The 24771-nt window shown below is 42.0% G+C and carries 27 protein-coding genes and 1 pseudogene; 14 read left to right on the forward strand and 14 right to left on the reverse strand.

The genetic code is table 11. The features are described from left to right. Positions 1–8 precede the first annotated feature (8 nt). The 5 genes from K370_RS06580 to K370_RS06600 are packed head-to-tail and all read right to left on the reverse strand — an operon-like array spanning position 9 to position 3169. On the reverse strand, positions 9–638 hold the full coding sequence (locus K370_RS06580) for a pilus assembly PilX family protein (RefSeq protein WP_047540032.1): 630 nt from the start codon (positions 636–638) through the stop codon (positions 9–11). A 45-nt stretch (positions 639–683) separates the two neighbouring features. Continuing rightward, positions 684–1916 carry a PilW family protein gene (locus K370_RS06585; RefSeq protein WP_047540034.1) on the reverse strand — a complete coding sequence of 411 codons (1233 nt, stop codon included), beginning with the start codon at positions 1914–1916 and terminating at the stop codon, positions 684–686. A gap of 2 nt (positions 1917–1918) precedes the next feature. Beyond that, positions 1919–2173 (reverse strand): hypothetical protein, encoded by a 255-nt coding sequence (locus tag K370_RS06590; protein WP_152603142.1) that lies wholly within the window; start codon positions 2171–2173, stop codon positions 1919–1921. A gap of 52 nt (positions 2174–2225) precedes the next feature. After that, positions 2226–2753 carry a GspH/FimT family pseudopilin gene (locus K370_RS06595; RefSeq protein ID WP_047540036.1) on the reverse strand — a complete coding sequence of 176 codons (528 nt, stop codon included), beginning with the start codon at positions 2751–2753 and terminating at the stop codon, positions 2226–2228. 2 nt (positions 2754–2755) lie between these two features. After that, positions 2756–3169, reverse strand: a complete 414-nt coding sequence (locus tag K370_RS06600; RefSeq protein WP_327036975.1) for a type IV pilin protein — start codon at positions 3167–3169, stop codon at positions 2756–2758. Positions 3170–3369: 200 nt separating this feature from the next. Here K370_RS06600 and lptM point away from each other — a divergent pair, with 200 nt between their 5' ends. Further along, on the forward strand, positions 3370–3573 hold the full coding sequence (gene lptM, locus K370_RS06605; protein ID WP_047540039.1) for an LPS translocon maturation chaperone LptM: 204 nt from the start codon (positions 3370–3372) through the stop codon (positions 3571–3573). Positions 3574–3579: 6 nt separating this feature from the next. Then, on the forward strand, positions 3580–4824 hold the full coding sequence (lysA, locus tag K370_RS06610) for a diaminopimelate decarboxylase (protein WP_047540041.1): 1245 nt from the start codon (positions 3580–3582) through the stop codon (positions 4822–4824). A gap of 106 nt (positions 4825–4930) precedes the next feature. Here the strand turns inward: lysA and purU are convergent, their stop codons facing one another. Beyond that, positions 4931–5785, reverse strand: coding sequence for a formyltetrahydrofolate deformylase (gene purU / locus K370_RS06615; RefSeq protein ID WP_047540043.1), 855 nt, complete (start codon positions 5783–5785; stop codon positions 4931–4933). Positions 5786–5890: 105 nt separating this feature from the next. Here purU and ispH point away from each other — a divergent pair, with 105 nt between their 5' ends. The 4 genes from ispH (at position 5891) to K370_RS06635 (ending at position 9020) form a co-directional block, all read left to right on the forward strand. Continuing rightward, positions 5891–6928, forward strand: coding sequence for a 4-hydroxy-3-methylbut-2-enyl diphosphate reductase (ispH, locus tag K370_RS06620; RefSeq protein ID WP_047540045.1), 1038 nt, complete (start codon positions 5891–5893; stop codon positions 6926–6928). 35 nt (positions 6929–6963) lie between these two features. After that, the gene (gene nudB / locus K370_RS06625) at positions 6964–7410 is read left to right on the forward strand and encodes a dihydroneopterin triphosphate diphosphatase (RefSeq protein ID WP_047540047.1); all 447 of its coding nucleotides are present in this window, start codon (positions 6964–6966) and stop codon (positions 7408–7410) included. Between the two features lie 83 nt (positions 7411–7493). Continuing rightward, a complete protein-coding gene (nadA, locus tag K370_RS06630) occupies positions 7494–8591 on the forward strand; it encodes a quinolinate synthase NadA (RefSeq protein ID WP_047540049.1) in 1098 nt (365 codons plus the stop codon). Further along, the gene (locus tag K370_RS06635) at positions 8592–9020 is read left to right on the forward strand and encodes an HIT family protein (RefSeq protein ID WP_047540050.1); all 429 of its coding nucleotides are present in this window, start codon (positions 8592–8594) and stop codon (positions 9018–9020) included. A 15-nt stretch (positions 9021–9035) separates the two neighbouring features. On the opposite strand, the gene K370_RS06640 is transcribed toward K370_RS06635, so the two are convergent. The 6 genes from K370_RS06640 to K370_RS06665 form a co-directional block, all read right to left on the reverse strand. Next, the gene (locus K370_RS06640) at positions 9036–9350 is read right to left on the reverse strand and encodes a (2Fe-2S) ferredoxin domain-containing protein (RefSeq protein WP_047540051.1); all 315 of its coding nucleotides are present in this window, start codon (positions 9348–9350) and stop codon (positions 9036–9038) included. Positions 9351–9373: 23 nt separating this feature from the next. Next, positions 9374–10315, reverse strand: a complete 942-nt coding sequence (locus tag K370_RS06645) for an energy transducer TonB (protein WP_235272745.1) — start codon at positions 10313–10315, stop codon at positions 9374–9376. A gap of 77 nt (positions 10316–10392) precedes the next feature. After that, complete coding sequence (mpl, locus tag K370_RS06650; RefSeq protein ID WP_047540054.1) at positions 10393–11790, reverse strand: UDP-N-acetylmuramate:L-alanyl-gamma-D-glutamyl-meso-diaminopimelate ligase; 1398 nt, start codon at positions 11788–11790, stop codon at positions 10393–10395. A gap of 33 nt (positions 11791–11823) precedes the next feature. Further along, positions 11824–15612, reverse strand: a complete 3789-nt coding sequence (gene metH / locus K370_RS06655; RefSeq protein WP_047540055.1) for a methionine synthase — start codon at positions 15610–15612, stop codon at positions 11824–11826. 187 nt (positions 15613–15799) lie between these two features. Next, positions 15800–16000: a hypothetical protein gene (locus K370_RS06660; protein ID WP_047540059.1), complete on the reverse strand. Its 201-nt coding sequence runs from the start codon at positions 15998–16000 to the stop codon at positions 15800–15802. A gap of 64 nt (positions 16001–16064) precedes the next feature. Then, a complete protein-coding gene (locus K370_RS06665) occupies positions 16065–16262 on the reverse strand; it encodes a hypothetical protein (protein ID WP_047540061.1) in 198 nt (65 codons plus the stop codon). 264 nt (positions 16263–16526) lie between these two features. Between K370_RS06665 and K370_RS06670 the strand changes: the two genes are divergently transcribed. Next, entirely contained in the window at positions 16527–17216 is a 690-nt protein-coding gene (locus K370_RS06670) for a response regulator transcription factor (protein ID WP_047540063.1), read from the forward strand. 44 nt (positions 17217–17260) lie between these two features. Then, entirely contained in the window at positions 17261–18664 is a 1404-nt protein-coding gene (locus K370_RS06675) for a sensor histidine kinase (RefSeq protein ID WP_047540066.1), read from the forward strand. 7 nt (positions 18665–18671) lie between these two features. Here the strand turns inward: K370_RS06675 and K370_RS06680 are convergent. After that, positions 18672–19262: pseudogene (locus K370_RS06680) on the reverse strand (ATP-binding protein); the annotation flags it as partial. A gap of 140 nt (positions 19263–19402) precedes the next feature. Next, positions 19403–19636: a helix-turn-helix domain-containing protein gene (locus K370_RS06685; protein WP_047540068.1), complete on the reverse strand. Its 234-nt coding sequence runs from the start codon at positions 19634–19636 to the stop codon at positions 19403–19405. 109 nt (positions 19637–19745) lie between these two features. Here K370_RS06685 and K370_RS11850 point away from each other — a divergent pair, with 109 nt between their 5' ends. The 6 genes from K370_RS11850 (at position 19746) to K370_RS06710 (ending at position 24769) form a co-directional block, all read left to right on the forward strand. Next, positions 19746–20942: a hypothetical protein gene (locus tag K370_RS11850; RefSeq protein WP_052185194.1), complete on the forward strand. Its 1197-nt coding sequence runs from the start codon at positions 19746–19748 to the stop codon at positions 20940–20942. Positions 20943–20964: 22 nt separating this feature from the next. After that, the gene (locus K370_RS06695; protein ID WP_047540070.1) at positions 20965–21717 is read left to right on the forward strand and encodes a metallophosphoesterase family protein; all 753 of its coding nucleotides are present in this window, start codon (positions 20965–20967) and stop codon (positions 21715–21717) included. A 113-nt stretch (positions 21718–21830) separates the two neighbouring features. Beyond that, a complete protein-coding gene (locus K370_RS06700) occupies positions 21831–22040 on the forward strand; it encodes a hypothetical protein (protein ID WP_047540072.1) in 210 nt (69 codons plus the stop codon). A gap of 56 nt (positions 22041–22096) precedes the next feature. Then, positions 22097–22435, forward strand: coding sequence for an XRE family transcriptional regulator (locus K370_RS06705; RefSeq protein ID WP_047540074.1), 339 nt, complete (start codon positions 22097–22099; stop codon positions 22433–22435). A gap of 570 nt (positions 22436–23005) precedes the next feature. Continuing rightward, positions 23006–23179, forward strand: coding sequence for a hypothetical protein (locus K370_RS12225; RefSeq protein WP_160255837.1), 174 nt, complete (start codon positions 23006–23008; stop codon positions 23177–23179). Positions 23180–23188: 9 nt separating this feature from the next. Continuing rightward, entirely contained in the window at positions 23189–24769 is a 1581-nt protein-coding gene (locus K370_RS06710; RefSeq protein WP_152603143.1) for a hypothetical protein, read from the forward strand. Positions 24770–24771 lie beyond the last annotated feature (2 nt).

Genomic DNA, 24771 nt, shown 5'->3' on the forward strand with positions numbered 1-24771 from the left:
CATTAAAATTAATAAATAAATGCTTGTAAGTAGCTAACTGTATTTTTAGGGCCAGTCACCCGAACAGTGGCACGATATACCACCGCGTCTTCAGGATTTTTACAGGTCTGGCAATACGAATTAGTACCGCCTTCGCTTTTACCGGCCATGGAGTTAGCGGTCGAATTACCCGTGCCTACTAAACAGTTTTCTTTATCTTTAGCCCCTGGATTTCGGCACATGCGCTGTAAAATTAAGCGTGTTTCATTACCACTTTTATCCGCAATATCATTGTCCACTTTTATAGAGTTGTTCCATGTGGCAGCAGCGTTAAGTGAAGCACTGCTTTCTAAAAGCACGCCATCAAAATTCGCATAATAACCAGTGGTTGGTACAAATAGCGCCGCTTCATCATTGTCATTAATAAATCTATAAGCTCTTGCAATACCAGTTTCTGCTGACATAATTGCTGACTGTTTAAATGCCAAATTACCCGCCACCAACACACCGCTATCTACAGACCGAATCAAAGCAGCGGCAGCCAGCGACATTGCAACTAAGGCAATTAGCGCAATAAATAGAACTAAACCTTTTTGCCGCCTTAAAAGCGGGCGATTTTTAACTATCGCTACTTGACTAAAAATAGTTTTATTTATCATAAATAACGACCTTTCATCATTTCTTGAATTCATATTTATGACTTTTTATAGTTGCGGGCTTGCAGCCAACATATTTCTTAATGGCACAATCACCTCATAAACGCGATAACGATAACTTGTCCAGTCAGCACCTAATGCTCCCGATAAATTTAAATCAGATCCAAACACGCACAATCTAGCAGGTCCAGCAGCACTACCTGAACAAAGCTGAGTGACCGTTTCCTTTTCTAGCAGGTTATTTCTAGCAACAACAGCAATACGCACGGCTTTAATACGATTGCGATCATTTAGGGTCATTGCCGTTGGGGCAAAACTGCCTGTAGCATCTTGCCAGCTTGTGATGATTTCACTATTAGGTGTTGTGGCTACGCCATACTGTGCTTGCAGACTTACAATCTCATTTAACACAGGTTCTTGCACATTAGTGGCAGGATTACTTTTTCTCAGTTGATTCGAGTTGACATCAAAAGTTACCGCTTTAATCTGCCCCAAACAGGCAAACTTATCATCTTGCGCCATGCTTGTATTGGATAAGACACTGATTCCATTTGTAGCTGTCAGTGCCGTGACTCTCGTAGCAAAGCAACTAGTGCCTGGTCCATTTCTGGTCACCAGCACCACATCACCCACCAAGCAACCCATATTGTTATCTACACCAACATAATTACTGCCAGCTAAAGTAACGATGTTAGTAGACATTGCGCCACGGCTGGTAGTGCCGTAACGTATGACTATAGTGTCACTATTAACACCATTTGTAATGGTAACTGGTGTAATAATGTCTCTCATAATACTGGTGGCATTTGGCCTAGTTGAGGTGATATCTGTATCTAAATTAATAACGTCTGATGACAACGCACTATCACACTTAAGTGCGGAGTAATTCACACCACGGGATACTGTTAAGGTGTCTGCAGCAATTTTGTCATTGTAAGCAGCTAATTTTGCTGCTCGTAACGCCTCAACTTCTTCAGGCGTTTTATCCGTATAATCTTCGAATTGATAAGTATTAGCTGCTGTTAGCGATGTGATTACAGGCAAAGTGCCACTAGCCAATGGAATTCCATAACCTGAAAACTGTAGCTCACGCTGAATCATATACAAGCCAATATTACCATTGGTTTGAGCATCAGAAATACCTGTTGTACTACGTTTAGTACCTTCAAATGCAGAAAAAGTCTGCATAATGACTAACGTAGCAATCAAACCTATTACCAGACCCACCATCAGCTCAATCAAGCTAAAACCCTGTTGATTAGTTATTTTTTTTGTCGTCATTACTATCTCGCCGTAAAGATAGAAGTGACAGCTTCGTATGAGTGCTGAGACTCACCTGGCACTTGCCACGTAACTAGAAACTTAAATCGCCCATCAGAAAGTAATTTGGTGGTTAATATGCCACTAGGTAAATTTGCCACAGGCATCGTATTATTACCACCTAAACCATATGGTGTAGACAACATCATCCCTAACCGTTGTTGCACCACATATGAGGCTTCAGCCCTGTAAGTTGCTTCTGCCGTATTCTTCATCATGGCACCTTGCAAGCCTGAAATTGCGAGGATGCCAAATGAAAAAAATGATTCATTAACATTTACGTGGGTCAGTACTTTTTGCGCTAGGATCGCACAAGCGTACATTGCCACCTGCGCCCAGCGTAATATTTAACTTACGATCAGCACCAGCAAAACTCACCTCAACTTCAGTAAGTTGATTTGCAGCAGTCGACTTAACGCCTAAACCAGTAAAGGTAACATTGTTAGCACCTCCTGGTGTTGGTGTAATTACTGCCGATGCAGTACCTCCATCATTACTGCTCCGACTTTCCACCACGCCCCCAGATAAATCACTGCATGCTCTAGCGGCAGGCGTCACACACTCAACTGTCCAAGCAGAATTAACTCCCAACGTAAACTTTACTGGTGTATTACGCATTAGTGCCTCGGAACGTGCTTTTTGTATTCCATTCAATATCGATTCAGCTGCGGTGCGCACTTTAGTGTTCTGTATCCAGGCACGATAACTAGGAGCGGCTACCGACGCTGTTATACCAATAACAGCAACAACAACCATTAACTCTATTAACGTAAATCCTGTCTGTTTAGATTTAAACATCTCTAGCAAGAACCGCTCGGTTTAAGTGACCAACATGCACTATTAAATGATGAAGATTTAGCATTATTTTGATTAATATTGTAAATATATCCAGCCATAACCCCACTGCCTGTTGCGGTTAGGGTATAAGCTGTCGCGGTGCCTGCAGCCGAACAGGCGAAGGCAAAATAAGTCGTGTCTGTACCAGTAGCAGGTGTACATGGTCCATCAACATACGTGCGATTATCTTGATAATACTGTTCCATTTTAATACGCATATCCGCCAATGCACCCGTTGCTGCTGAAGCGCGCGCACGCTTCACATAATCTTGATAGGATGGAATCGCAATCGAAGCTAAAATCCCAATAATCGCCACCACAATCATAATCTCAACTAGCGTGAAGCCTTTTTGCAAACGTTTTATAGTGTTCATCATTAATACCCTTTTTTGCTTAGTTGCATCATGCCAAAGTCAAAATCACTATGCGAGCAGTATCCGATAATCGGTAAAATTGGTAGCACAAACGGCAATTGAATGACGTTACACACTGACCACATAAACCGCAACCTGCTGTCTATGCACATTAATGCTAAAATGCGTTTTTATGTATTTGCGTTAAGTAATGAGGAGCTTTAATGCTTAAATCTAATAGTAATTTAGCTGTATATATATTGCTTTGCGCAATTTGTAGCACTTTAATGGCTTGCGGCACTAAAGGTCCCTTGTATATTCCTGAGCAACGTTATCCGCAAAAAGTTGAGCAACCGGCCTCACAAGATTCACCTGCGCCAAGCAATAAAAAAGCACCTCTGCCTCCACCAACCGTTAAAGATTACTAATTAATTGTGAAAATATTTGATTTTAAAAATGGCAGTTTACATGCCGAAAATGTGGCCTTAAGCCAAATTGCCACGCAGTTTGATACGCCCTGTTATGTGTATTCCAAATCTGCTCTGACGCAAGCATTTAACAATTTTAAAGCGGGTTTAGCGGGCACCAATCACCTGGTGTGTTTTGCCGTAAAAGCCAACCCCAATATTGCCATTTTGAATTTATTCGCGAAATTGGGCGCGGGGTTTGATATTGTTTCTGGCGGTGAGTTAGCGCGTGTTCTAGCTGCCGGTGGCGATCCGCAAAAGATTGTTTTTTCTGGCGTAGGCAAAAGCGCGGATGAAATGCGCGCAGCATTAAACGCAGGTATTTTTTGCTTTAATGTGGAGTCAGCCAGCGAGTTGGTGCGATTAAACCAGGTAGCTGGTGAAATGGGCAAAATCGCGCCCGTTTCGTTGCGAGTTAACCCGAATGTAGACGCAAAAACGCACCCTTATATTTCTACTGGTTTAAAGAATAATAAATTTGGCGTAGCGTTTGAAGATGCGCTTGCGGTGTATGAACAAGCTGCAGCCATGCCGAATATTGCGGTACACGGCGTTGATTGCCATATCGGCTCGCAAATCACTGAGTTAGCACCGTTTATTGAGGCGCTTGATTTGATTTTAGGCTTAGTGGATGCGCTTGCCGCCAAAAACATACCGATTACACACATTGATGTGGGCGGTGGTATTGGCATCACTTATTCTGATGAAACACCACCGGAATTTGAAGCTTACGCCAAAGCCATTTTGGCTAAATTGGCGCATAAAAATGTCAAAGTGCTGTTTGAGCCGGGCCGCGCTTTAGTAGGCAACGCGGGTGTGCTACTGACAAAAGTAGAATATTTAAAACATACCGAAAGTAAAAACTTTGCTATCGTCGATGCCGCGATGAACGATTTGATGCGTCCGGCTTTATATGATGCTTATCACGAAATTGTCGCGGTGAATCCGCGTGTAGGCGAGACAGATACTTATGAGATAGTAGGGCCAGTTTGTGAAAGTGGCGATTTTTTAGGCCATGACCGTGTATTTAACTTAGCAGAGGGTGACTTACTTGCTATCAAATCCGCTGGCGCTTATGGCATGAGTATGGCGAGTAACTACAATACACGTGGTCGTGCGGCTGAGGTAATGGTGGATGACAATAAAATACACCTGATTCGCCAGCGCGAGAAAATCTCGGATTTATTTGCGCTAGAGCAATTATTACCTTAACTCAATACGATTGATATAACAAAAAAGCGAGGAATCAGTCCTCGCTTTTTCTGTGACTTTTTAAGTGTTAAGTTTTATATTATTTAAAATACTTAACCAATTAGTTTTAATCAAAAATAACCGTTTTATTCGCATACAATAAAATACGGTTTTCAATGTGCCAGCGCACGGCTTTACTTAACACGATGCGCTCTAGATCGCGTCCTTTTTGAATCAGATCTTCCACTTGGTCGCGATGCGAAATACGATCAATATCCTGCTCGATAATCGGGCCTTCATCCAGTACTTCTGTCACATAATGACCAGTCGCACCAATCAACTTAACACCGCGTTCAAACGCTCGATGGTAAGGCCTAGCCCCGATAAACGCAGGCAAAAATGAGTGATGAATGTTAATAATCTTTTGCGGATAACGTGCTACAAAATCCGGTGACAAAATCTGCATATAACGCGCCAGCACGATTAAATCAATGTTGTAATCTTCAAATAATTTAAACTGCGCCGCTTCGGCCACTGGTTTATTGTCTTTATTCACTTCAATATAGTGAAAATCGATACCGTAAAATTTCACCAAAGCTTCAGTATCGCGGTGATTACTGATGATTAACGGTATTTCACAGGCTAATTCGCCACTTTTATGGCGATGCAACAAATCGGCTAAACAATGGTCATATTGCGAAACCATAATTGCTACCCGCGTTTTATGCTGCGAAAGTTTGAGCTGCCACTGCATATTAAATTTGCTGGCAACGGGTTGAAACGCTTGCTCAAAAGCAGTTTCAGCCAAATTAAAATTCGCTACATCCCATTCCACACGCATTAAAAATAGATTATTTTCTGCATCTTGGTGCTGGTCTGCGTGTAAAATATTGGCATTATGCTGATATAAAAAATCAGCAATAGCCGCCACGATGCCTTTAGCATCTGGGCAGGTAATCAGTAATGTCGCAGTATTTTTCATGTCTGTGTTTGCATGCCTAGGTTTGATAGACGTTTAAGTGAAAATTTGTGCCATTATACCGAATTATAATGACTAACTAATCACAAGCAGTGAACCATTTGAATTATGAGTGAAGCCCTTACAAAACAAGCTGCACCAGCTAGTATCGTTTTAGCCAATCCGCGTGGATTCTGTGCGGGTGTTGATCGCGCAATTATTATTGTCGAACAGGCTTTAGAAAAATTTGGTGCGCCGATCTATGTGCGTAACGAAGTGGTACACAACAAATTTGTTGTAGATGGCCTGCGTGCCAAAGGCGCTATTTTTGTCAATGAATTAGACAAAATACCGACTGGCAGCACCGTGATTTTTAGTGCGCACGGCGTATCAAAAGCGGTTAGAAAAGAGGCTGAATCACGCGGATTAACGGCGTTTGATGCCACTTGTCCGTTAGTGACAAAAGTGCATATTGAAGTCGCCAAAATGCGCCAGGCGGGGTTGGAAATCATCATGATTGGGCACAAAGGCCATCCAGAGGTAGAAGGTACTATGGGTCAAGTTGAGGGGGGTCAGGTTGAAGGCGACCCAGATGTGCATGATCACGATCATGCAGAAACCTCCGCCGGCAATGGCATGTATTTGGTGGAAACGCCCGAAGATGTGCTGAACTTAACCGTTAAAAATGCTGAAAAATTAGCTTTTGTGACACAAACCACGCTTTCAATGGATGATGCAGCATTAGTCATTGATGCACTCAAAGCTAGATTTCCGACGATTCAATCACCAAAAAGCGATGATATTTGCTATGCCACGCAAAACCGTCAAGATGCGGTCAAAATCATGGCGAAAGATTGTGACTTAGTGATTGTGGTAGGTTCACCCAACAGCTCAAACTCCAACCGCTTAAGAGAGGTTGCACAAAATCAAGGTGTTGAAGCGTACATGGTGGATAACGCCAGTTATTTAAAGGCGGAATGGTTGATGGGCAAGAAGAAAATTGGCGTATCTGCTGGTGCATCGGCACCTGAGGTTTTAGTGAAAGAGGTGATTGCTAAACTACAAGCCTTAAGCGCGGCGGACGTAACGGAGTTGCAGGGTGTAATTGAAAGTGTGGTGTTTCAGTTGCCTAAGAACTTAACCAACGCAACCATTACCCGCAAATAATAGTCCTAAGCAATTCGAAAAAAGATTTATTCACTGTGTTCAAAACCCCTATTTCGGCACTTGTACTGATTCATACTCAAGACTTACAAGTATTAATTATGGAACGCACGGATAAGACGGGCTTTTGGCAATCGGTCACGGGCAGTGTAGAAGGTGATGAAACACCGAAGCAGGCGGCGATTCGCGAAGTGCTGGAAGAAACTGGGCTGGATACCAATCAATACGATTTACAAGATTGGCATACAAGCAACACTTATGAAATATATCCGCATTGGCGGTATCGCTATGCGCCTGGCGTGGTGGAAAATATTGAACATTTGTTTGGCCTAGAACTACCAAAAATCATGCCGATTAAACTCGCACCTGATGAGCATACTCGCTATGAGTGGGTAGATTGGCGTGAAGCAGCCACTCGCGTTTTTTCCTGGACAAATATTGATGCGCTCAAGAAATTAGGCGAACGGCATCACCTAGCTTTGTAAATCGTTTTATAAACCATCCCGTTAGCTTTATAAAAAATAAAGTTATAAAATAAACCTTTCAAGTGTGACAAGCTCAAACCCATATGCAAACAGCAACCATAAAATTTGAAAAATATCAGGCAGTAGACGATGCCGACTGCCAGCGTCGCATCATTGCCGCACGCAACAAACTCGGCAAACGCTTGGTGATTCTAGGTCATCATTATCAGAATGAGGCGGTATACCGCCACGCCGATTTCACAGGTGACTCACTCAAATTATCGCGCTATTGCGAAGATCTAGATGCCGAATTTATTGTATTTTTAGGTGTGCATTTTATGGCGGAAGTAGCCGATATATTAAGCCGCCCAGAACAAATCGTTGTATTGCCAGACTTGGCTGCGGGCTGCAGCATGGCGGATATGGCTAATTTAGCCAAGGTTGAGCGCAGCTATCGCGAACTGAGCAAAGTGCTCGATTTCGATGAAACCATTACACCCGTTACCTACATTAACTCGGCGGCCGATTTAAAAGCATTTTGTGGTGAACATGGCGGCATCGTTTGTACCAGCACAAACGCACCAAAAATCTTAGAGTGGAGTTTTGCACAGCGCGAAAAAGTGCTGTTTTTCCCTGACCAGAATCTAGGTCGCTGGTCTGGCCATAAAATGGGTATTCCATTAGAACAAATGCCGATTTGGGATCCTGATCAGCCCATGGGCGGCTTAACCGTTGAAGAAATCAAGAATGCCAAGATTCTGCTGTGGAAAGGCCATTGCGCCGTTCACCAAATGTTCAGGTTGCAAAACATTACCAAATTCCGTGCCGACCATCCTGATGGCATTGTGATTTCACACCCTGAAGCGCCATTTGAAGTATGCCTGAACTCAGACTATGTGGGTTCTACCGAATATATTTTAAAAACCGTGAGTGAAGCGCCACCAAACACCAAATGGTTAGTCGGCACCGAGTTAAACTTGGTCAATCGTTTAGCCGAACAAATGAAGCCACAGGGTAAGTTGGTACAATTTATGAGTCACGTGGTTTGCGAATGCTCTACCATGGCGCGTATCGACCCGCAACATTTGGCTTGGACACTGGAGAATCTGGCTGAAGGTAAAATCGTCAATCAGATTAAAGTGCCAGAACACGATGCAAAATTAGCTAAGTTAACCTTGGACCGGATGTTGGCAGCTTCATAAATGAGCGTTTGTGATTTATGTAGTGCAAGCCCACACGATATTCTGTGGCAAGACGATTTTTGCCGCGTGGTGCTGTTAAATGATGCAAATTACCCTGCTTATTGCCGAGTTGAATTGCTTGATCACATCAAAGAAATGACTGATTTAGCACCACAGCAACGGGCAAGAATGATGAAAACAGTTTTTGCGGTTGAATTGGCACTAAGGGAAGTCACGCAGGCCGATAAAATCAATCTTGCTAGCTTAGGTAACAAAACGCCACATGTACATTGGCATGTGATTCCGCGTTTTGAAAATGACAAGCATTTTCCCAACTCCCATTGGGGTGAAGCGGTGCGGGAAGGTCAGCCATTTATGTTGAACGACGCAGCCAAACAAGAATTAACTGGCAAAATTAAAGCGCATATTGAATGCGCTTTAAAAGGTTGATTAGTCGTTAAAACTTTATTCAACTACTAATCGATTCACCACATTGCCGTTGATTAAATGGCCTTCAATAATTTCTTCAATATCTTCATTGTCCACAAATGTATACCAGATTGCTTGCGGATAAACTACTAATAACGGCCCAAGCTCACAGCGGTCAAAACAGCCGGCACGGTTAATACGCACTTTCCCTTCGCCATTTAAACCGAGTTTTTTTACGCGCGATTTCATATAATCAAACGCCGCTTCTGCACCTTTATCCTGACAACAAGATTCACCATCTGGTCGCTGATTCAGGCAAAAAAAGACATGGTGTTTAAAGTGATTATTCATAATTAAGCTCTTTTTGCTGCAAATTATTGCGTGGCCAATTCGTCTTCCTGTGTAAAAGTCCACGTTCTGGTAATACCCAAAATATCGGTATTTCTTTTCATTTCCTCTGTAAATTTGGCATAAGGCGCAGCCAAGTTAACAATATTCTTAGCAGCTTCATCCAGTACTTTGGAGCCTGAACTTTTATCAATCTCGATCTTTTCTATACTTCCATCTGACTTAATGGATACGGTCATACGCAATTGCCCATATATTTTTTGATTGCGCGCCGCTTCCGGATAATTCATATTGCCGATGCGCTCCACTTTTTGCCGCCACGCTTCCAGATACATCGCATCGCTGGCTTCTTTAGTACGTGCACCAATAAATCTTCTTTTGGGCCGCTTTTGATACTCATCTTGTTGTTTGGCGATTTGCGCTTCTAAACGGTCAATTTCAATACTCGCTGCGATTAAATCGGCACGATTCAGTGATTTTGCAACCGCTTTTTGGTCGCCTTGCTCAGGGTCTGCTGAGGCGGCATCTTGCGTGGGATTCGACTCTACTTTTTTTGTGGCATTTAATTGGGTTAATAATTCTTGTGCTTGTTTTTCTAAAGTATCCACACGTTTTTGCTCACGCGCTTCCTGCGCTTTTAGCTTTGCCGCTTTTGCAGCGCTATGTGCATCCGCACTTGGCCTTAATTTCACTTCTGTGGTTTTTTGATTAGGTGCTGGCAATGCTGTTTTCATTTGCCGGTCAGCATCCGTATTGCCACCACGATCCAAATTCGCTTGTGCTAACAACTCTGCTTTTTCTGGCACTTTCTTGGTTTTGGCGTTCACCAACACGACATCTAATGCGGGTAATTTATTAACGAGTTTTTTAATTTCCGGCTCAAAATGAATGGTTAATATCACCGCATGTACGATTAGAGAAATAACAATGGCCACGCCAAGTGCACTAAAAGTCGTCAAGCGACGCATCTTTGTCGATTTAACTGCCAATTCAGATTGTTTCAGCACCGCATTCAAATTTTATTTCCCGCTAAAGATTTACTTGCTTAAGACTTAGTAACATTCAGCACATCCAGAATTTTTTGATGCACGCCACCAAAACCGCCATTGCTCATAACCAAAACATGGTCGCCTTGTTTTGCCGCATCGCCAATTGCTTGTACCAGCAAGGTTAAATCATCAAATGTCTGCGCTTTGTGCGCAATCGGTTTTAATGCGGCTGCGGCATCCCAACCCAAGTTTGCACCATAACAAAATACCAAGTCAGCTTCTTTTAAGCTGGCTGGCAATGCCTCTTTCATTACACCCAATTTCATGGTGTTACTTCTGGGCTCAAGCACTGCTAATATCCGCGCGCCTGTTGATTTAAAATCGCCAACTTTAGCGCGTAAACCCGCCACCGTCGTTTCAATCGCAGTGGGGTGATGCGCAAAGTCATCATAAACGGTGACATTATTCACTGTGCCTTTAATTTCCATGCGACGTTTGACGTTTTTAAATTCGGTTAATGCGGCAATACTCACTTCTGTAGAAACGCCAACATGCCGCGCTGCAGCAATGCTTGCCAGTGCATTCATGCGATTATGTTCACCTAATAAATCCCAGTTCACACGACCTTGCGGCTTGCCTTGATAAACAACATCAAAACTGCCATCGCCTGCTGCATTTTCAGCTTGCCAATCTGCATCCGTGCCAAACTTTTCAACAGGCGTCCAGCAGCCTTTTTCAATCACACGATTCAAACTTGATTCTTTACCATTGGCGACTACTAAACCTTGTTGCGGAACCGTTCTGACCAAATGATGAAACTGTTTTTCAATCGCTGCCAAATCATCAAAAATATCGGCATGGTCAAATTCCAGATTATTTAGCACAGCAGTGCGTGGGCGGTAATGTACGAATTTTGAGCGCTTATCAAAAAATGCGGTGTCGTATTCATCTGCTTCAATCACAAAAAATGGCGAGAGACTGTTGTTATCTTGTTTGGGCGCTTGCGGCAACCGTGCCGAAACATCAAAATTTTGTGGCACACCACCAATTAAAAAGCCTGGTGCCAAACCAGCACATTCTAATATCCACGCCAACATCGAACTGGTAGTAGTTTTGCCATGTGTACCAGCCACTGCCAACACCCATTTACCTTGTAACACATTCTCTGCCAGCCATTGCGGGCCAGAAATATAAGGCAAACCAAGATTCAGAATCTCTTCCATCAATGGATTGCCGCGCGATACCACATTGCCAATCACATAGATATCAGGGTTCAGCTTAGTCTGATTTGGGTCAAACCCTTCTATTAACTCAATGCCCTGCGCCTGCAGTTGCGTACTCATTGGCGGATATACATTGGCATCGCAACCTGTTACGCGATGCCCAGCCTGCTTGGCCAGCACCGCAATACCGCCCATGAATGTACCGCAAATACCTAAAATGTGAATGTGCATAATATGATTTTAACTGTTAAATAACTTAAGGATTTAACCTAAATTAGGACTTAACCAGCGCTCCAAATATTCTTTCGGCAAGCTTCTACGTTTAGCCATGTCTTCTAACTGGTCCATGCCGATTTTATCCACACTAAAGTATCTGGCTTCTTTGTGTGCAAAGTAGAAACCTGAAACGGCGGCAGCAGGCAACATAGCAAACGATTCCGTAAGTTGCATACCGATTTCTTCTGCTTGCAGCAAGTTAAACAAATCGGGTTTTACCGTGTGATCTGGACAGGCTGGGTAACCAGGAGCAGGCCGGATACCTTGATATTGCTCTTTAACCAACGCGGTTATGTCTAATTTCTCATCTGCTGCATAGCCCCAGAAATCGGTACGCACACGTTCATGCATATATTCGGCAAACGCTTCGGCAAAGCGATCGGCCAAGGCTTTAAACATAATGCCGCTGAAATCATCGTTAGCATCTGCGAAACGCTTTTCTATTTTCTCAGTACCTAGTCCGCCTGTGACTGCAAACAAACCGATGTAATCATCTGTTCCTTTTGGCGCAATAAAATCACTCAAACACTGATTAGGTCTAGGCACACCATCAATGACTGGCTTGACACTTTGCTGGCGCATACCGTAATAAGTAAATGCAACTTGGCTGCGCGTTTCATCGGTATAGATTTCAATATCGTCATCATTCACGGTATTGGCAGGCATCAACGCAATCACGCCATTGGCTGTTAACCAGCGGCCATCGATGATTTTCTTCAACATAGCTTTGCCTTCTGCAAACACTTTAGTCGCAGCTTCACCGACAACTTCATCCGTTAAAATCGCTGGGTAAAAGCCCGCTAGATCCCAAGTTTGAAAGAATGGCCCCCAGTCGATATATTGAGCGATGAGGTTCAAATCGATATTTTTAAATACGCGGCGGCCGATGAATTTGGGCTTTACAGGTGCAAATTCGCCTGCAAATGAAAGCTGCATTTTGTTTTTTCTGGCATCTGCAATGGTTAATAGCGGCACGCCTTTTTTGTTGGCATGCTGAGTACGTGCTTTTTCATAATCGGCCTGTATTGCAGCCAAATAAGCACCACGCGTTTCTGGCGTAAGTAAATTCTGCATCACCGTGACTGATCGTGAAGCATCTGGCACATAGACAATCGGGCCATCGTAATGCGGGGCGATTTTTACCGCGGTGTGCGCACGCGAAGTGGTTGCACCGCCAATGAGTAAAGGCGTTTTTGCTTCGCTAAAATGCGGGTCACGCTGCATTTCTTTAGCGATATGAGCCATTTCTTCCAATGAAGGTGTGATTAACCCGCTTAAGCCAATAATATCGGCATTTTCTGCTTTCGCCATGGCTAAAATCTCCGCCGCTGGCACCATCACGCCCATATTCACCACTTCGAAATTGTTACATTGCAACACCACGCTTACAATATTTTTGCCGATGTCATGCACATCGCCTTTAACTGTAGCAATGACGATTTTGCCTTTTGGCTTAGCTACTATGCCGGTTCTAGCTTGATCAGCAGCTTTTTCCGCCTCAATAAACGGGATTAAATGTGCGACGGCCGTTTTCATCACGCGCGCAGATTTCACGACTTGCGGCAGGAACATTTTACCTTGCCCAAACAAATCACCCACCACGTTCATGCCATCCATCAACGGACCTTCAATCACATGAATCGGGCGACCACCACTTGCCTCAACCGCAGCACGCGCTTCTTCGGTATCTTGCACGATAAAATCGGTAATACCGTGCACCATGGCGTAGCTTAAGCGTTTTTCAACTGGCACTGGGTTTTCAGGCGTACCGCGCCACTCCAGCGTTTCTGCTGCTTTCTTTCCGCCTGCCACTAATGTGCCGGCAATTTCGATTAAGCGCTCGGTAGGCACAAGCAAATTGTCGGGATCAATAATATGGTTTAAAACCACATCTTCTACACGCTGCTTCAGCTCTGGCGCTAAGTCATCATAAACGCCCATCATGCCCGCATTGACAATGCCCATCGTCATACCGGCTTTGATGGCATGATATAAAAATACGGTATGCACCGCCTCGCGCGCAGGGTCATTGCCGCGGAAACTAAAACTCACATTGGAAACACCGCCTGAAATTTTGGCATGTGGCAGATTCTGCTTAATCCAGCGCGTCGCCTCAATAAAATCCACGGCGTAATTATTGTGTTCCTCAATACCCGTGGCTATGGCGAAAATATTCGGGTCAAAAATAATATCTTCTGGCGGAAAACCGGTGCTGACTAATAAATCGTAAGCACGTTTGCAGATTTCGATTTTACGGGCATAAGTATCGGCTTGGCCTTTTTCATCAAAGGCCATCACAATTACGGCCGCGCCATAGCGACGGCAGAGTTTGGCTTGACGTAAGAATTCGTCTTCGCCTTCTTTCATTGAGATGGAGTTAACAATGGCCTTACCTTGCACACATTTCAAGCCAGCCTCAATCACACTCCATTTACTGGAGTCGATCATAATCGGCACACGGGCGATGTCAGGCTCACTTGCGATTAAATTCAAAAAGTGCGTCATGGCTTTAACGGCATCCAACATGCCTTCATCCATATTGATGTCGATGACTTGTGCGCCGTTTTCTACCTGCTGGCGCGCCACACTGAGCGCTTCGTCATACTGCTCATTGATAATCAGCCGTGCAAAGGCTTTTGAGCCAGTCACATTGGTGCGCTCACCTACGTTCACATACAGCGAATTTTCATCAATGATAAATGGCTCTAAGCCGGATAGTTTGGTGACAGGCTCAAAGCTTGGCACTGCACGCGGCGTTAACGTTTTGATTTCATTATAAATCGCGTTAATGTGCGCTGGTGTCGTTCCACAACAACCACCGGCCATATTTAAAAAACCGCTATTGGCGAACTCTTTCAATAAACTGGAAGTGACATCGGGCGTTTCATCAAAACCTGTGTCAGACATCGGATTCGGCAAACCCGCATTTGGATAGATACACACAAAAGTGTCTGCAATTTTTGACAGCTCTTCCACATAAGGGCGCATTAACGTTGCACCCAAAGCACAGTTAAGTCCAACTGTAAGTGGATTTACATGGCGGATCGAATGCCAAAATGCGGTAACCGTTTGACCCGATAGAATACGGCCGGATGCATCCGTCACAGTGCCTGAAATCATCAACGGCATGGTATAGCCGACCTCTTCAAAGAAGGTATCAATCGCAAATAAAGCGGCTTTGCAGTTGAGCGTATCAAAGATGGTTTCTACCATGAGAATATCTGCACCACCCTCTACCAGGCCGCGCACCTGCTCTAAGTAAGCGCTGACTAACTGATCAAAACTCACGTTACGTGCAGCAGGGTCATTCACATCAGGCGAAATACTGGCAGTCTTTGGTGTTGGGCCTAAAGCACCCGCCACAAAACGCGGTTTATCGGGCGTGCTGTGTTTTAGACAAGCGGCTTTGGCCAACTTGGCAGACTCCACATTCATCTCATGTACCAAATGCGCCATGTGATAATCATCCTGCGCCACAGAGGTTGCGCCAAAGGTATTGGTTTCAATCACATCCGCGCCGGCGGCTAAATACTGCTCATGTATTTCTTGAATCACCTGCGGCTGCGTGAGTGACAGCAACTCATTGTTACCTTTGACAAACAACTCGCGCTCACCTGCAGGTGCGGCAAAATCCTTAAATCGCTCACCTCTGTAATCGGCTTCTGACAGTTTGTACTGCTGAATCATCGTCCCCATTGCGCCATCTAAAATAAGAATGCGCTGTTTAAGTAGATTGCGGAGTTTGGTTTCTACAGGGCTAATGTTTTTGGGTTGCATGCACGCTTTCAAAAATGCTTTAGAACATTGTTTAGCCTTTATTTTAACATGTTGTAAGGCAATGAATATGCTGAATATCTTAGGAGCATCTGAATGTGGAGTTGGTACGTACAAATAAAAAAGCGATGCAAAGCATCGCTTTTTTATATCCGGGGAGATATGAAATGAAACGTTTTACTTTAGGCGCTTATTTTGCTTTTTGACCCTCATGTTTTTTATGAGATTTATGCACTGCTTTCGCTGGCGCTTTAGCGTCTGGTGCTGATGTTGTTGAAGTCGCTGCTGAAGCCGCTTCACCTGCTGGTTTTGCTGCGTCTGCTGCCATTGCGCCCATGCTTAAAGTTGCTGCAAAAAGGCCTGTTAATAATACTGATAATAGCTTGTTCATTTTATTTCCTTTACATCAAATAAGTTGGTTACTTAAAAATTGCTTGTTGGATATTTAGCCAGAACTACTTAGCTTCTTTTTTAGTATCCGGTAACACTTTTTTAAGCGAAGCCTTAACGCCGGTATCTTTTTTAACGACTGATGCCGCTGGCGCTTTATTTGCTGCAGCATCTGCTGGTTTTGCTGCATCTGCAGCCATTGCGCCTGCACTTAAAGAACTTGCAACTAAACCTACTGCTAATACTGATAAAAATTTATTCATGCGAATCTCCTAATCCATTAATATTAATTTTCTACTACATTTAAAACTGTTAAAACTAAGGTGGTTAAATCAAAGTTCTTAAATTAATTTCTTCACGTTAAGGTAATCATGTATCAAGGTATTTACTTCTCAAGCTAACGGTATAACTGCTGCCTGTGAATCAAACTATACTCAGCCAAACTTACAGCAACCTTACGATGTTTAATTTAAATAATTTATTTTTACGGATGCTTTAACTGACGTTTTTAAATTGCATAATGAGACATGCGCATATTTATTGTAGAAGATGATTCGGTATTGGCCGATGGGCTAAAGAATTCGCTCATCCAATCTGGCTATGCGATTGACGTAGCCAGCAATGGCGCGGATGCAGACAGCATTTTGGCGTATCAGGCATTTGACCTGGTAGTGCTGGATTTAGGCTTGCCCAAATTAGGCGGATTTGATGTGTTAAAACGCCTGCGTTCACGCGGCAGCAAAACACCAGTGCTAATTTTAACGGCTAACGATAATGTTGATAATCGTGTCATCGGTTTAGATTTAGGCGCGGATGATTACTTAAGCAAGCCATTTAACTTGGCAGAGCTAGAAGCACGGGTGCGCGCCTTGATCAGGCGTGGCCAGTCAGGCAGCAGCGCCGTCACTAGCATTGGCGGCTTAACGTTTGATATGACCAATCGCGTCGCCATCTATAATCAAGTCAGTTTAAATTTATCGGCACGCGAATTGGCGGTGTTAGAAGTATTAATGCTGAAAGCCGGAAAAGTGGCCAGCAAAGAACAAATGCTGGATAAGCTGTGTAATTTTGATGCTGACATTAGCGACAATGCATTGGAAGTTTATTTACATCGCTTGCGCAAAAAATTAGAGCATACCGATATTAATATTCGCACCATCCGCGGCTTGGGCTATTTGCTAGAGAAAAAACAGCAAGTGAAGAAACATCCAGTTTAAATATTGAGCTAAAAACTTAAATCTTAAAAAATTAAGACATCCACTTGTTTAACTTTAAACGACATTTCCCGCAAAACTCCCTAAAAAATCAACTTTTTAGATGGCTATTATTGTTGTTATTGCCGCTGATTTTTATCTCCATAATCGCTGGCTATTTTTTAGCCAATCATTTTACCAATCAAGTTTACGATAAATCTTTATACCGCACCGCGCTGGCTTTGGCTGGGCAAGTGGATACCGAAACGCCGGAAATCCAGGTACATTTGCCGAAAATTGCCAGGGATTTACTAGAGTTTGATGAAGACGATGATGTGTATTTTCGTATTATCGGACCAAATGGCGATTTGGTTTCTACGCATACCAGCTTACCATTGCCAAAAAAATACCCTGCCGCAGATAGATTTTTTTATTACGAAACCAGTTTAAATAATGAGGATTTAAGAGTCATTATTTATGCGTTACCAAAAGCACAAAACAATCAAAAAGATATTTATATTTTGGTAGGCGAAACACAACAAAAACGTATGCAAATGGCGGATGAGATTATTTTAAGCATGCTGTTGCCGCAATTATTGATTGGCCTGCTGGTTGGCGCTTTACTGTTTTTTGGCATTAAACGCGGCTTAATGCCGTTAGAAAAACTAAAAACAGAATTAATCACACGCAATAGCAATGATTTGAGCCCTGTCGATCATTCAGCTGCGCCGACAGAGTTAAAGCCGCTATTAGAAAGCTTTAACGATTTACTGGCCAAGGTTGCCAATAATATCGCCAAACAGCAACGCTTTATTGCTGATGCATCACACCAATTAAGAACGCCGCTGGCAGGTTTAAAAACCCAGGCAGAATTGGCATTAAGAGAGCAAAGTCCCGACAAAATTGCACATGCTTTAAATCAAATCAATGTCGCCAGTGGCAATCTATCGCATTTAGTCAGTCAATTATTAAGTCTAACCAAAGCAGAACCCAGTGGCAGTGTTTTCCTGGAAACGGAAACCCTGGATTTTAGTCAATTAGCCCAATTAACCACAGCGGATTGGGTGGTGGCTGCCTTAGAAAAGAATATTGATTTAGGTTTTATCGCGGCCGATAAAAACTTATTGATTAAAGGCAATGCGGTTTTATTGCGCGAGTTAATGAATAATTTAATTGAAAATGCCATTTTGTATACAGCCAATGGCGGCAATATCACGGTGGGGATAAAGCGGGAAGCCAACGATATCTTACTTTATGTGCAGGACGATGGCATCGGCATCGCACCTGACCAGCAAGATTTAGTTTTTGAGCGGTTTTATCGTGTACTTGGTACGCAACAGACCGGCTGCGGTTTAGGCTTAACCATTGTGCAGGAAATTGCTGAAAGACATTCAGCTACGGTGTCCATCGACAGCAAAGGTGAAGGTTTAGGATCGTTATTTACGGTACGCTTTACTGCAGCATTAAGTTAACGCCGTATTAATCAACGCCACGCCTGTATTGGATAGCCTCTGCAATTTGAGCAGGTTTAATCGCCACATCTCCTGATAGGTCCGCGATTGTTCTGGCCACTTTTAAAATGCGATGATAAGCACGCGCAGATAGATTTAAGCGCGAAATAGCGGTTTTTAGCAGCGTCAAACCAGCGTCATCGGGCTGACAATACGCGTCTATTTCCAAGCTACCCAAGCTGAAGTTCGCTTTACCTTGTCGTTGTAATTGACTATCTCGCGCTTTTTCTACGCGCGTGCGAATGGCATCACTGTTTTCTGCCGCCTGCGCAGTCGTTAACTCAGTCTCTTTTAATGCAGGTACTTCGATTAACAAATCGATACGATCTAATAATGGCCCTGAAATTTTGCTGCGATAACGCGCAATACTATCCGGCGTGCAGCGACACTTATTATTAAAGTGCCCTAAATAACCACATGGACAAGGATTCATCGCCGCCAGTAATTGAAAAGACGCAGGAAAATCTGCCTGGCGCGCTGCACGTGAGATGGTGATATGCCCACTTTCTAATGGTTCACGCAGCACCTCTAATACTTTGCGATCAAACTCTGGCATTTTGCTTTTTACCCATATTTACAAATAATGTTGTCTATAACTTATAGCTCATTTACATTACTAGCATTACGTGTATTTTGAATACTCACACCAATTTTCGAACAATATAAAACCGTCAATAAATGATTACAGAGTCAGCATAATTAGATATCCACCAATTCCTTAACTGGTATTTTTAAAGTTTGAGCTAACTTATATATATTTATTAACGCTATATTTCTTTTACCTCTCTCGATGCCACTCAAATAACTACGAGCAATTCCGCTTTCAATAGCAAGTCCTTCTTGTGTCCAGCCCAATTCTTTACGAATTTTTGCCAGTCTTTTACCAAAAAGAATACGCGGGTCATTTTCAACTGTAAATTCGCGATTAACCATAGCGCTAATCGTATGAATTGATGCACTATAAGGACACGTCCTATGAGTGACATTCGCGCTTATTAGGCATATTATTTACTTAATATCTTTGTTCTGACCGCCTTTAATTATGGGTAAATATATATTGGATGAGCGGCTTTCTCACCTCTCTGAAATGCGGCTTAATGCATTATTAAGCCGTTATTACCAAGGCGAAAAAATAGCTACTTTGCTAACTGAATTTAATATTCAGTGTTTGCCAACAGCTTTTTACAAACTACTACCGCATGCCATTCACTCTAAGAATAAGTGTCGTGCATGCGGTTCACCTATAGCTACTAGATTAAAATCAAGATTTAAGATGAAATTCGCAAGAGATGCTGTGAAATGTTCACAATGCGAACATGTCGATTTTCGAAACTGCCGCTGCGACTATTGCCTGAGAATAAAAAATGAATTGGAAGCAACTCATCAGGTAGCAATGAAGGTTTTAATCGAAGAGTTCTGTAGATCCTTCTCAACAAAGCCATTGGTTTCTAATGCTCAGGACATTTCACTTGAAGCTGCAATCGCGCTTCTTGCACTTGTTAGAACTTGTCACCTCAATGAAGATGGTACTTACGGATCAATCATAAAACCCCAACTCCCATACACCCCACGCAGTAGTTTGTTTAAAGAAAAGTTGGTCTATCTTTTGGATAGGGAAATAATTTGCCCTTCTTCTAACTCCAGTACTAGAGCATTTAATATATATGATGGAAAAATTGATTCATTTAATCTGTTAGACGTGAATTGGAAACTCAATTGTGTTAATTCTGAGTTGCTTATTTCACAAATTGAAAACTGTGGCTTAAGTGGCGAATGGCCTGAATACTGGTGTCATGAAGTGGACTCTTTAAGATTGGAGTTGGCACTTGCTGAATGCCAAGAGTTTTACGAGTTTTGCTTAGGTGATCGAGGGCTGCCTTATACAAATGGAATTGCAATCAACAATATGTTACTAAATTTGTTGCGGGATCACTCTGTCGCACAGTGTTACAGAATTATATGGTGTGGAGCAACAGCCTCCTCGGATTTTAAAGCACGCAACCAAGCTAACGACTTTCATACAATGAACTATATGGCTGGGGCGTGCCTGCGATGGGCAGATAAAGCCAGAACCGAAGGATGGCCAGTTATAGCATTCAAAAGAAATTTTAATTTGCCACGCAGCATGCTGAGTTATGTTCTATACGATGTAATGTTAAAAACTGGCGAAAAAGGCTTTAATGAAGCCATCTTTAAAGATGATGAATTGTATAAATTTCATGTTTTTAAAGAATACTAATTGGATATGAAAAACCATTTTTATGAAAATATTAATCTTAAGTGACTTGCATTTGGAGTTTGCCAGTTTTACACCGCCCTTTGCAGAAGTGGATGTTGTAATTTTGGCAGGCGATATCTGGAAAAAAGATCTAGGCATCTACTGGGCGAGAGAGACTTGGCCAAACACCGAAGTTATCTATGTTGCGGGCAACCATGAATTTTATGGAGGTGAGCGTAATGCGGTAATACAGTTACTCAGAGACGCTGCTGAAGATACGGACGTGCATTTCCTGGATAACGATGAAGTCGTGATTGATGGTGTGAGATTTTTAGGTGCAACGTTATGGACGGACTTCAATCTATTTGGAGCGGAGCTTAGAGATAAGGCGATAAGCGCTGGAAAGCAAGGGCTCAATGATTTTCGGATGATTATTGAGGGTGATGATACATTTTCACTAAATGATGCAATTGCCTTGTGTAACAAAAGTGTGGGCTGGTTAAAGTCAAAATTAACGACAGTCGATGATATTGCCAAAACAGTGGTTATTACACATCATTTGCCATCTATGCAGTCAGTATCGGAAAGATACCGCAGCGATATCTTAAGTGCCTGTTTTGCCAGCAATCTTGATGAACTACTTGGTTACAGTAAGCTTTGGATTCATGGGCATACGCACGATTCTTTTAATTACACCACAAATGGAACAAGGGTAGTTTGTAATCCGCGAGGATATGTACACAGAGGTGTAGAAGAGAACCTAAATTTTAATCCGGCGTTGATAGTTGAAATTTAGAAGTTTTAATTAATGAGACATTACATTTCAATTCTTTTACAACTTGATTAAAGCTAAATGAGCTTAACCTCAGGTTGTACAACGTACTTTTATATTTAAGAAACAGAGCCGATATGGAATCAAATAAAGTCTGGAAACTTACACTTATTGATGCAGGCGATGAATCTGGCGATGCATTGATCGAATTACCTGACGAACTTCTAGCCAAAGTTGGATGGGTTGAAGGTGAGTTGCTAGAAATTGAACAAGTTGAAAAATGTATCATCATAAAAAAACCTAACTCCAAATCATCGCGCTTAACGCTAAGGAAAGCACCACAATGAGCGCTTTTAAGGCAGTTGATGTTGATAAAATCCCGTCGAACGGAGAGTAGTTAAAAATGCAAAATAGTAAAGAGCCTAAAAAATTCTCAGAGCTTCGCGCTAGCATGAAACCAAAAGCCCGGACTCATGCTGAAATTAAAGCCAAGCAGCTTTTGACTGAGATACCACTCCATAAATTTCGCTATGCACGCTGGCTTTCACAGAAAATGCTTGCTGAAGTTTTACATATGCAGCTGCCAGCAATCATGAAGCTGGAAAAGCGTACTGACATATACCTCTCAGTATTGCGCAGCCATATTGAAGCAATGGGCGGCCAATTGAATATTGTTGCACGCTTCCCTGAAGGGTCAGTCAAGATTAGCGATTTCTCGAAATTAGATAGCAATGACACATGATTGAAATTCTAGGTTGGATAAATTCTCAAGTAACTTTTTTAAATACACCACTACATTTAGTAGTTGACATAAAGTTGGGTGGGTTGAAGGTAAGTTGCTAGAAATTGAGCAAGTTAAAAAGTGTATCGTCATAAAACACATGACACTCGCAAAAAGTCACATGAAGCCATCGCTAAAATAAGCACTTAGTTAATTCATGGTATCTTGTAAAATCCGTGAAGATCACTTAGATGTTTTATTATGAATATGCTCTAATTACTGAAAGACGATAGCTACTTTGTAAATTGATTAAAGATTTAAAATTATCAAACTCCTTGATTATTGTGAAAATTGATAGTTTCTATTACAGAGCTATTGCGGATTTTTAATATCAGTTCATAATACGCATGCTTAAGTTCCTACATGTAATTTTCTTTACATTTAGGAACTTAAGTTTTAATTGCATCATCATGATAATTAAACTTTTTACTATCTATTAAGTCACATTTTTATAATTGTTTTGTAAACCCAAGTTTTACATGTTGCTAAGGTTTTTTAAATAGTGACTTTAATAATTAAAGGGTACTTTACATGAAAGTTAAAATGGATAACGATCTAACTAAAACGGCACAAACTTGGCTTCAATCAAAAGCTGGAAAAGATAAGCTTTCTCAGGCTTTTGAAGAAGTCAAACAAATGTCTTACGCATTAGAAAAGGCAAGAGAATTGAAACCTGAGTCACTATATGAGCCAGTGACTCTTTAGGCACGTCTGTTGTCTGTCAAATCGCCTTATAAGGTAGTTTCCTTTACCTTTGATGAAATGTTGTCCCTTATAAGGGGTACATCTTCAGATGGCACAGCATCAAAAAATCTCTTAGAAAATCAGCACCTTAAATACTGTTATGAGTATCTTAATGATCTTGGAGCTAAAACTATTGTTTTAGAATCCAGATATATTGATCATGATTACCTTGAAGATTATGCAGGCTACTATGTAAGATGTTTTAATAGATATCGACGAACAACTAGCAGGCTTCATTTTTTTAGCAATTCTTTTAACTCGACACAATTTAAAACAGTAATTTTGAATTCCCCTCAAGGACGGTTAGGAAAGCAGTTAGATAGTAATTATTTAGGCTTCATGGTACTGAAGCCACTTCCTCAAACGATTGTTGGTCGAACATGTTTTAAAACATATCCCGATGATGGTAATAGGCGTCATTTCCCAACTTTACATAAATACAGCTCGAATTTATTTGGTCTTCCTTTGACGGTAAATTCTTTAGCTTATCAAGAGCAAGATAAAGTTGTCGCTGCTTGTGCTACCAGTGCTTTATGGTCTGTTTTTCAAGGTAGCGGAAAAATTTTCCATCATTCAATTCCATCTCCAGTAGAAATTACCAAAGCTGCATCATTACATATTCCCGATGCTGGTTTAGTGCCGCATGATGCTCGAAGTCTCCACCATAGTGGGTTAACACCAACGCAAATTGCCCACGGTGTACGGTCTGTAGGAATGGAGCCATATCTTGTGGGGGCTTCAAACGAGTTTGTGATCAAAACTACTGCATATGCCTATTTGAAAGCTAAGATCCCAGCTTTATTAGGCATAAGTCTTATAGATGAATCTATAGTTGGCAATCCTCAAGACTTGGGTAAGCATGCTGTAGCCATTACTGGTTACAGCTTAGGTCACGCTAACCCAATTCCTTATAACAATGGAATTCTTATTGCTGCTTCAAGAATTGATAAAATTTATGTGCATGATGACCAAATAGGACCATTCGCAAAAATGGTATTTTCTCCGGAGAATCGATTAAAAACAGACTGGATGGATTCTACTGGCAATAGAGGCGGAGTTCTCGCAGACCCCTTTATGTTGGTAATACCGCTCTATCATAAAATCAGGATTCCTTATCAAATTGTTTTTAATAAGATTGCCGAATTTGATGTTGTGCTTGATGCGCTCAGAGTAAATGCCTTAATGCCTATATCCACAAGGTTGGAGTGGGATATTTATCTAACAGATGTGAATGAAGTTAAAAGGGAAATTTCGAAATTAAAGTTATTAGATAAAAAAACTAAGCAAAATGCTTTATTAATTAATATGCCAAAATATTTATGGCGTGCTACTGGAATTGATAGCGGCGTAAATAAACTTGATGTACTCTTTGATGCTACAGATATTGAGCAAGGCGCAATTGTTGTAGCTATTGTTGTTTACGATACTGCTTTAAAGCAGTATCTGGAGTTACTTAATCCAATAGTGTCTATTCATACTCAAATTAGCGAGTCGGTAAAAATGCTTTTTGATAAAATTGCAAACCCTACTATTTTTAAGCCTTTTGAATGACT

Source organism: Methylotenera versatilis 7, from assembly GCF_000799165.1.
Classification (GTDB): Bacteria; Pseudomonadota; Gammaproteobacteria; order Burkholderiales; family Methylophilaceae; genus Methylotenera_A; species Methylotenera_A versatilis_A.

Coding starts and splice junctions, on each gene's coding strand:
- K370_RS06580 (WP_047540032.1), bottom strand. CDS start 638: ATGATAAATAAAACTATTTTTAGTCAAGTAGCGATAGTTAAAAATCGC.
- K370_RS06585 (WP_047540034.1), bottom strand. CDS start 1,916: ATGACGACAAAAAAAATAACTAATCAACAGGGTTTTAGCTTGATTGAG.
- K370_RS06590 (WP_152603142.1), bottom strand. CDS start 2,173: ATGATGAAGAATACGGCAGAAGCAACTTACAGGGCTGAAGCCTCATAT.
- K370_RS06595 (WP_047540036.1), bottom strand. CDS start 2,753: ATGTTTAAATCTAAACAGACAGGATTTACGTTAATAGAGTTAATGGTT.
- K370_RS06600 (WP_327036975.1), bottom strand. CDS start 3,169: ATGATGAACACTATAAAACGTTTGCAAAAAGGCTTCACGCTAGTTGAG.
- lptM (WP_047540039.1), top strand. CDS start 3,370: ATGCTTAAATCTAATAGTAATTTAGCTGTATATATATTGCTTTGCGCA.
- purU (WP_047540043.1), bottom strand. CDS start 5,785: ATGAAAAATACTGCGACATTACTGATTACCTGCCCAGATGCTAAAGGC.
- ispH (WP_047540045.1), top strand. CDS start 5,891: ATGAGTGAAGCCCTTACAAAACAAGCTGCACCAGCTAGTATCGTTTTA.
- nadA (WP_047540049.1), top strand. CDS start 7,494: ATGCAAACAGCAACCATAAAATTTGAAAAATATCAGGCAGTAGACGAT.
- K370_RS06635 (WP_047540050.1), top strand. CDS start 8,592: ATGAGCGTTTGTGATTTATGTAGTGCAAGCCCACACGATATTCTGTGG.
- K370_RS06640 (WP_047540051.1), bottom strand. CDS start 9,350: ATGAATAATCACTTTAAACACCATGTCTTTTTTTGCCTGAATCAGCGA.
- K370_RS06645 (WP_235272745.1), bottom strand. CDS start 10,315: ATGCGTCGCTTGACGACTTTTAGTGCACTTGGCGTGGCCATTGTTATT.
- mpl (WP_047540054.1), bottom strand. CDS start 11,790: ATGCACATTCACATTTTAGGTATTTGCGGTACATTCATGGGCGGTATT.
- metH (WP_047540055.1), bottom strand. CDS start 15,612: ATGCAACCCAAAAACATTAGCCCTGTAGAAACCAAACTCCGCAATCTA.
- K370_RS06660 (WP_047540059.1), bottom strand. CDS start 16,000: ATGAACAAGCTATTATCAGTATTATTAACAGGCCTTTTTGCAGCAACT.
- K370_RS06665 (WP_047540061.1), bottom strand. CDS start 16,262: ATGAATAAATTTTTATCAGTATTAGCAGTAGGTTTAGTTGCAAGTTCT.
- K370_RS06670 (WP_047540063.1), top strand. CDS start 16,527: ATGCGCATATTTATTGTAGAAGATGATTCGGTATTGGCCGATGGGCTA.
- K370_RS06685 (WP_047540068.1), bottom strand. CDS start 19,636: ATGGTTAATCGCGAATTTACAGTTGAAAATGACCCGCGTATTCTTTTT.
- K370_RS11850 (WP_052185194.1), top strand. CDS start 19,746: ATGGGTAAATATATATTGGATGAGCGGCTTTCTCACCTCTCTGAAATG.
- K370_RS06695 (WP_047540070.1), top strand. CDS start 20,965: ATGAAAATATTAATCTTAAGTGACTTGCATTTGGAGTTTGCCAGTTTT.
- K370_RS06700 (WP_047540072.1), top strand. CDS start 21,831: ATGGAATCAAATAAAGTCTGGAAACTTACACTTATTGATGCAGGCGAT.
- K370_RS06705 (WP_047540074.1), top strand. CDS start 22,097: ATGCAAAATAGTAAAGAGCCTAAAAAATTCTCAGAGCTTCGCGCTAGC.
- K370_RS12225 (WP_160255837.1), top strand. CDS start 23,006: ATGAAAGTTAAAATGGATAACGATCTAACTAAAACGGCACAAACTTGG.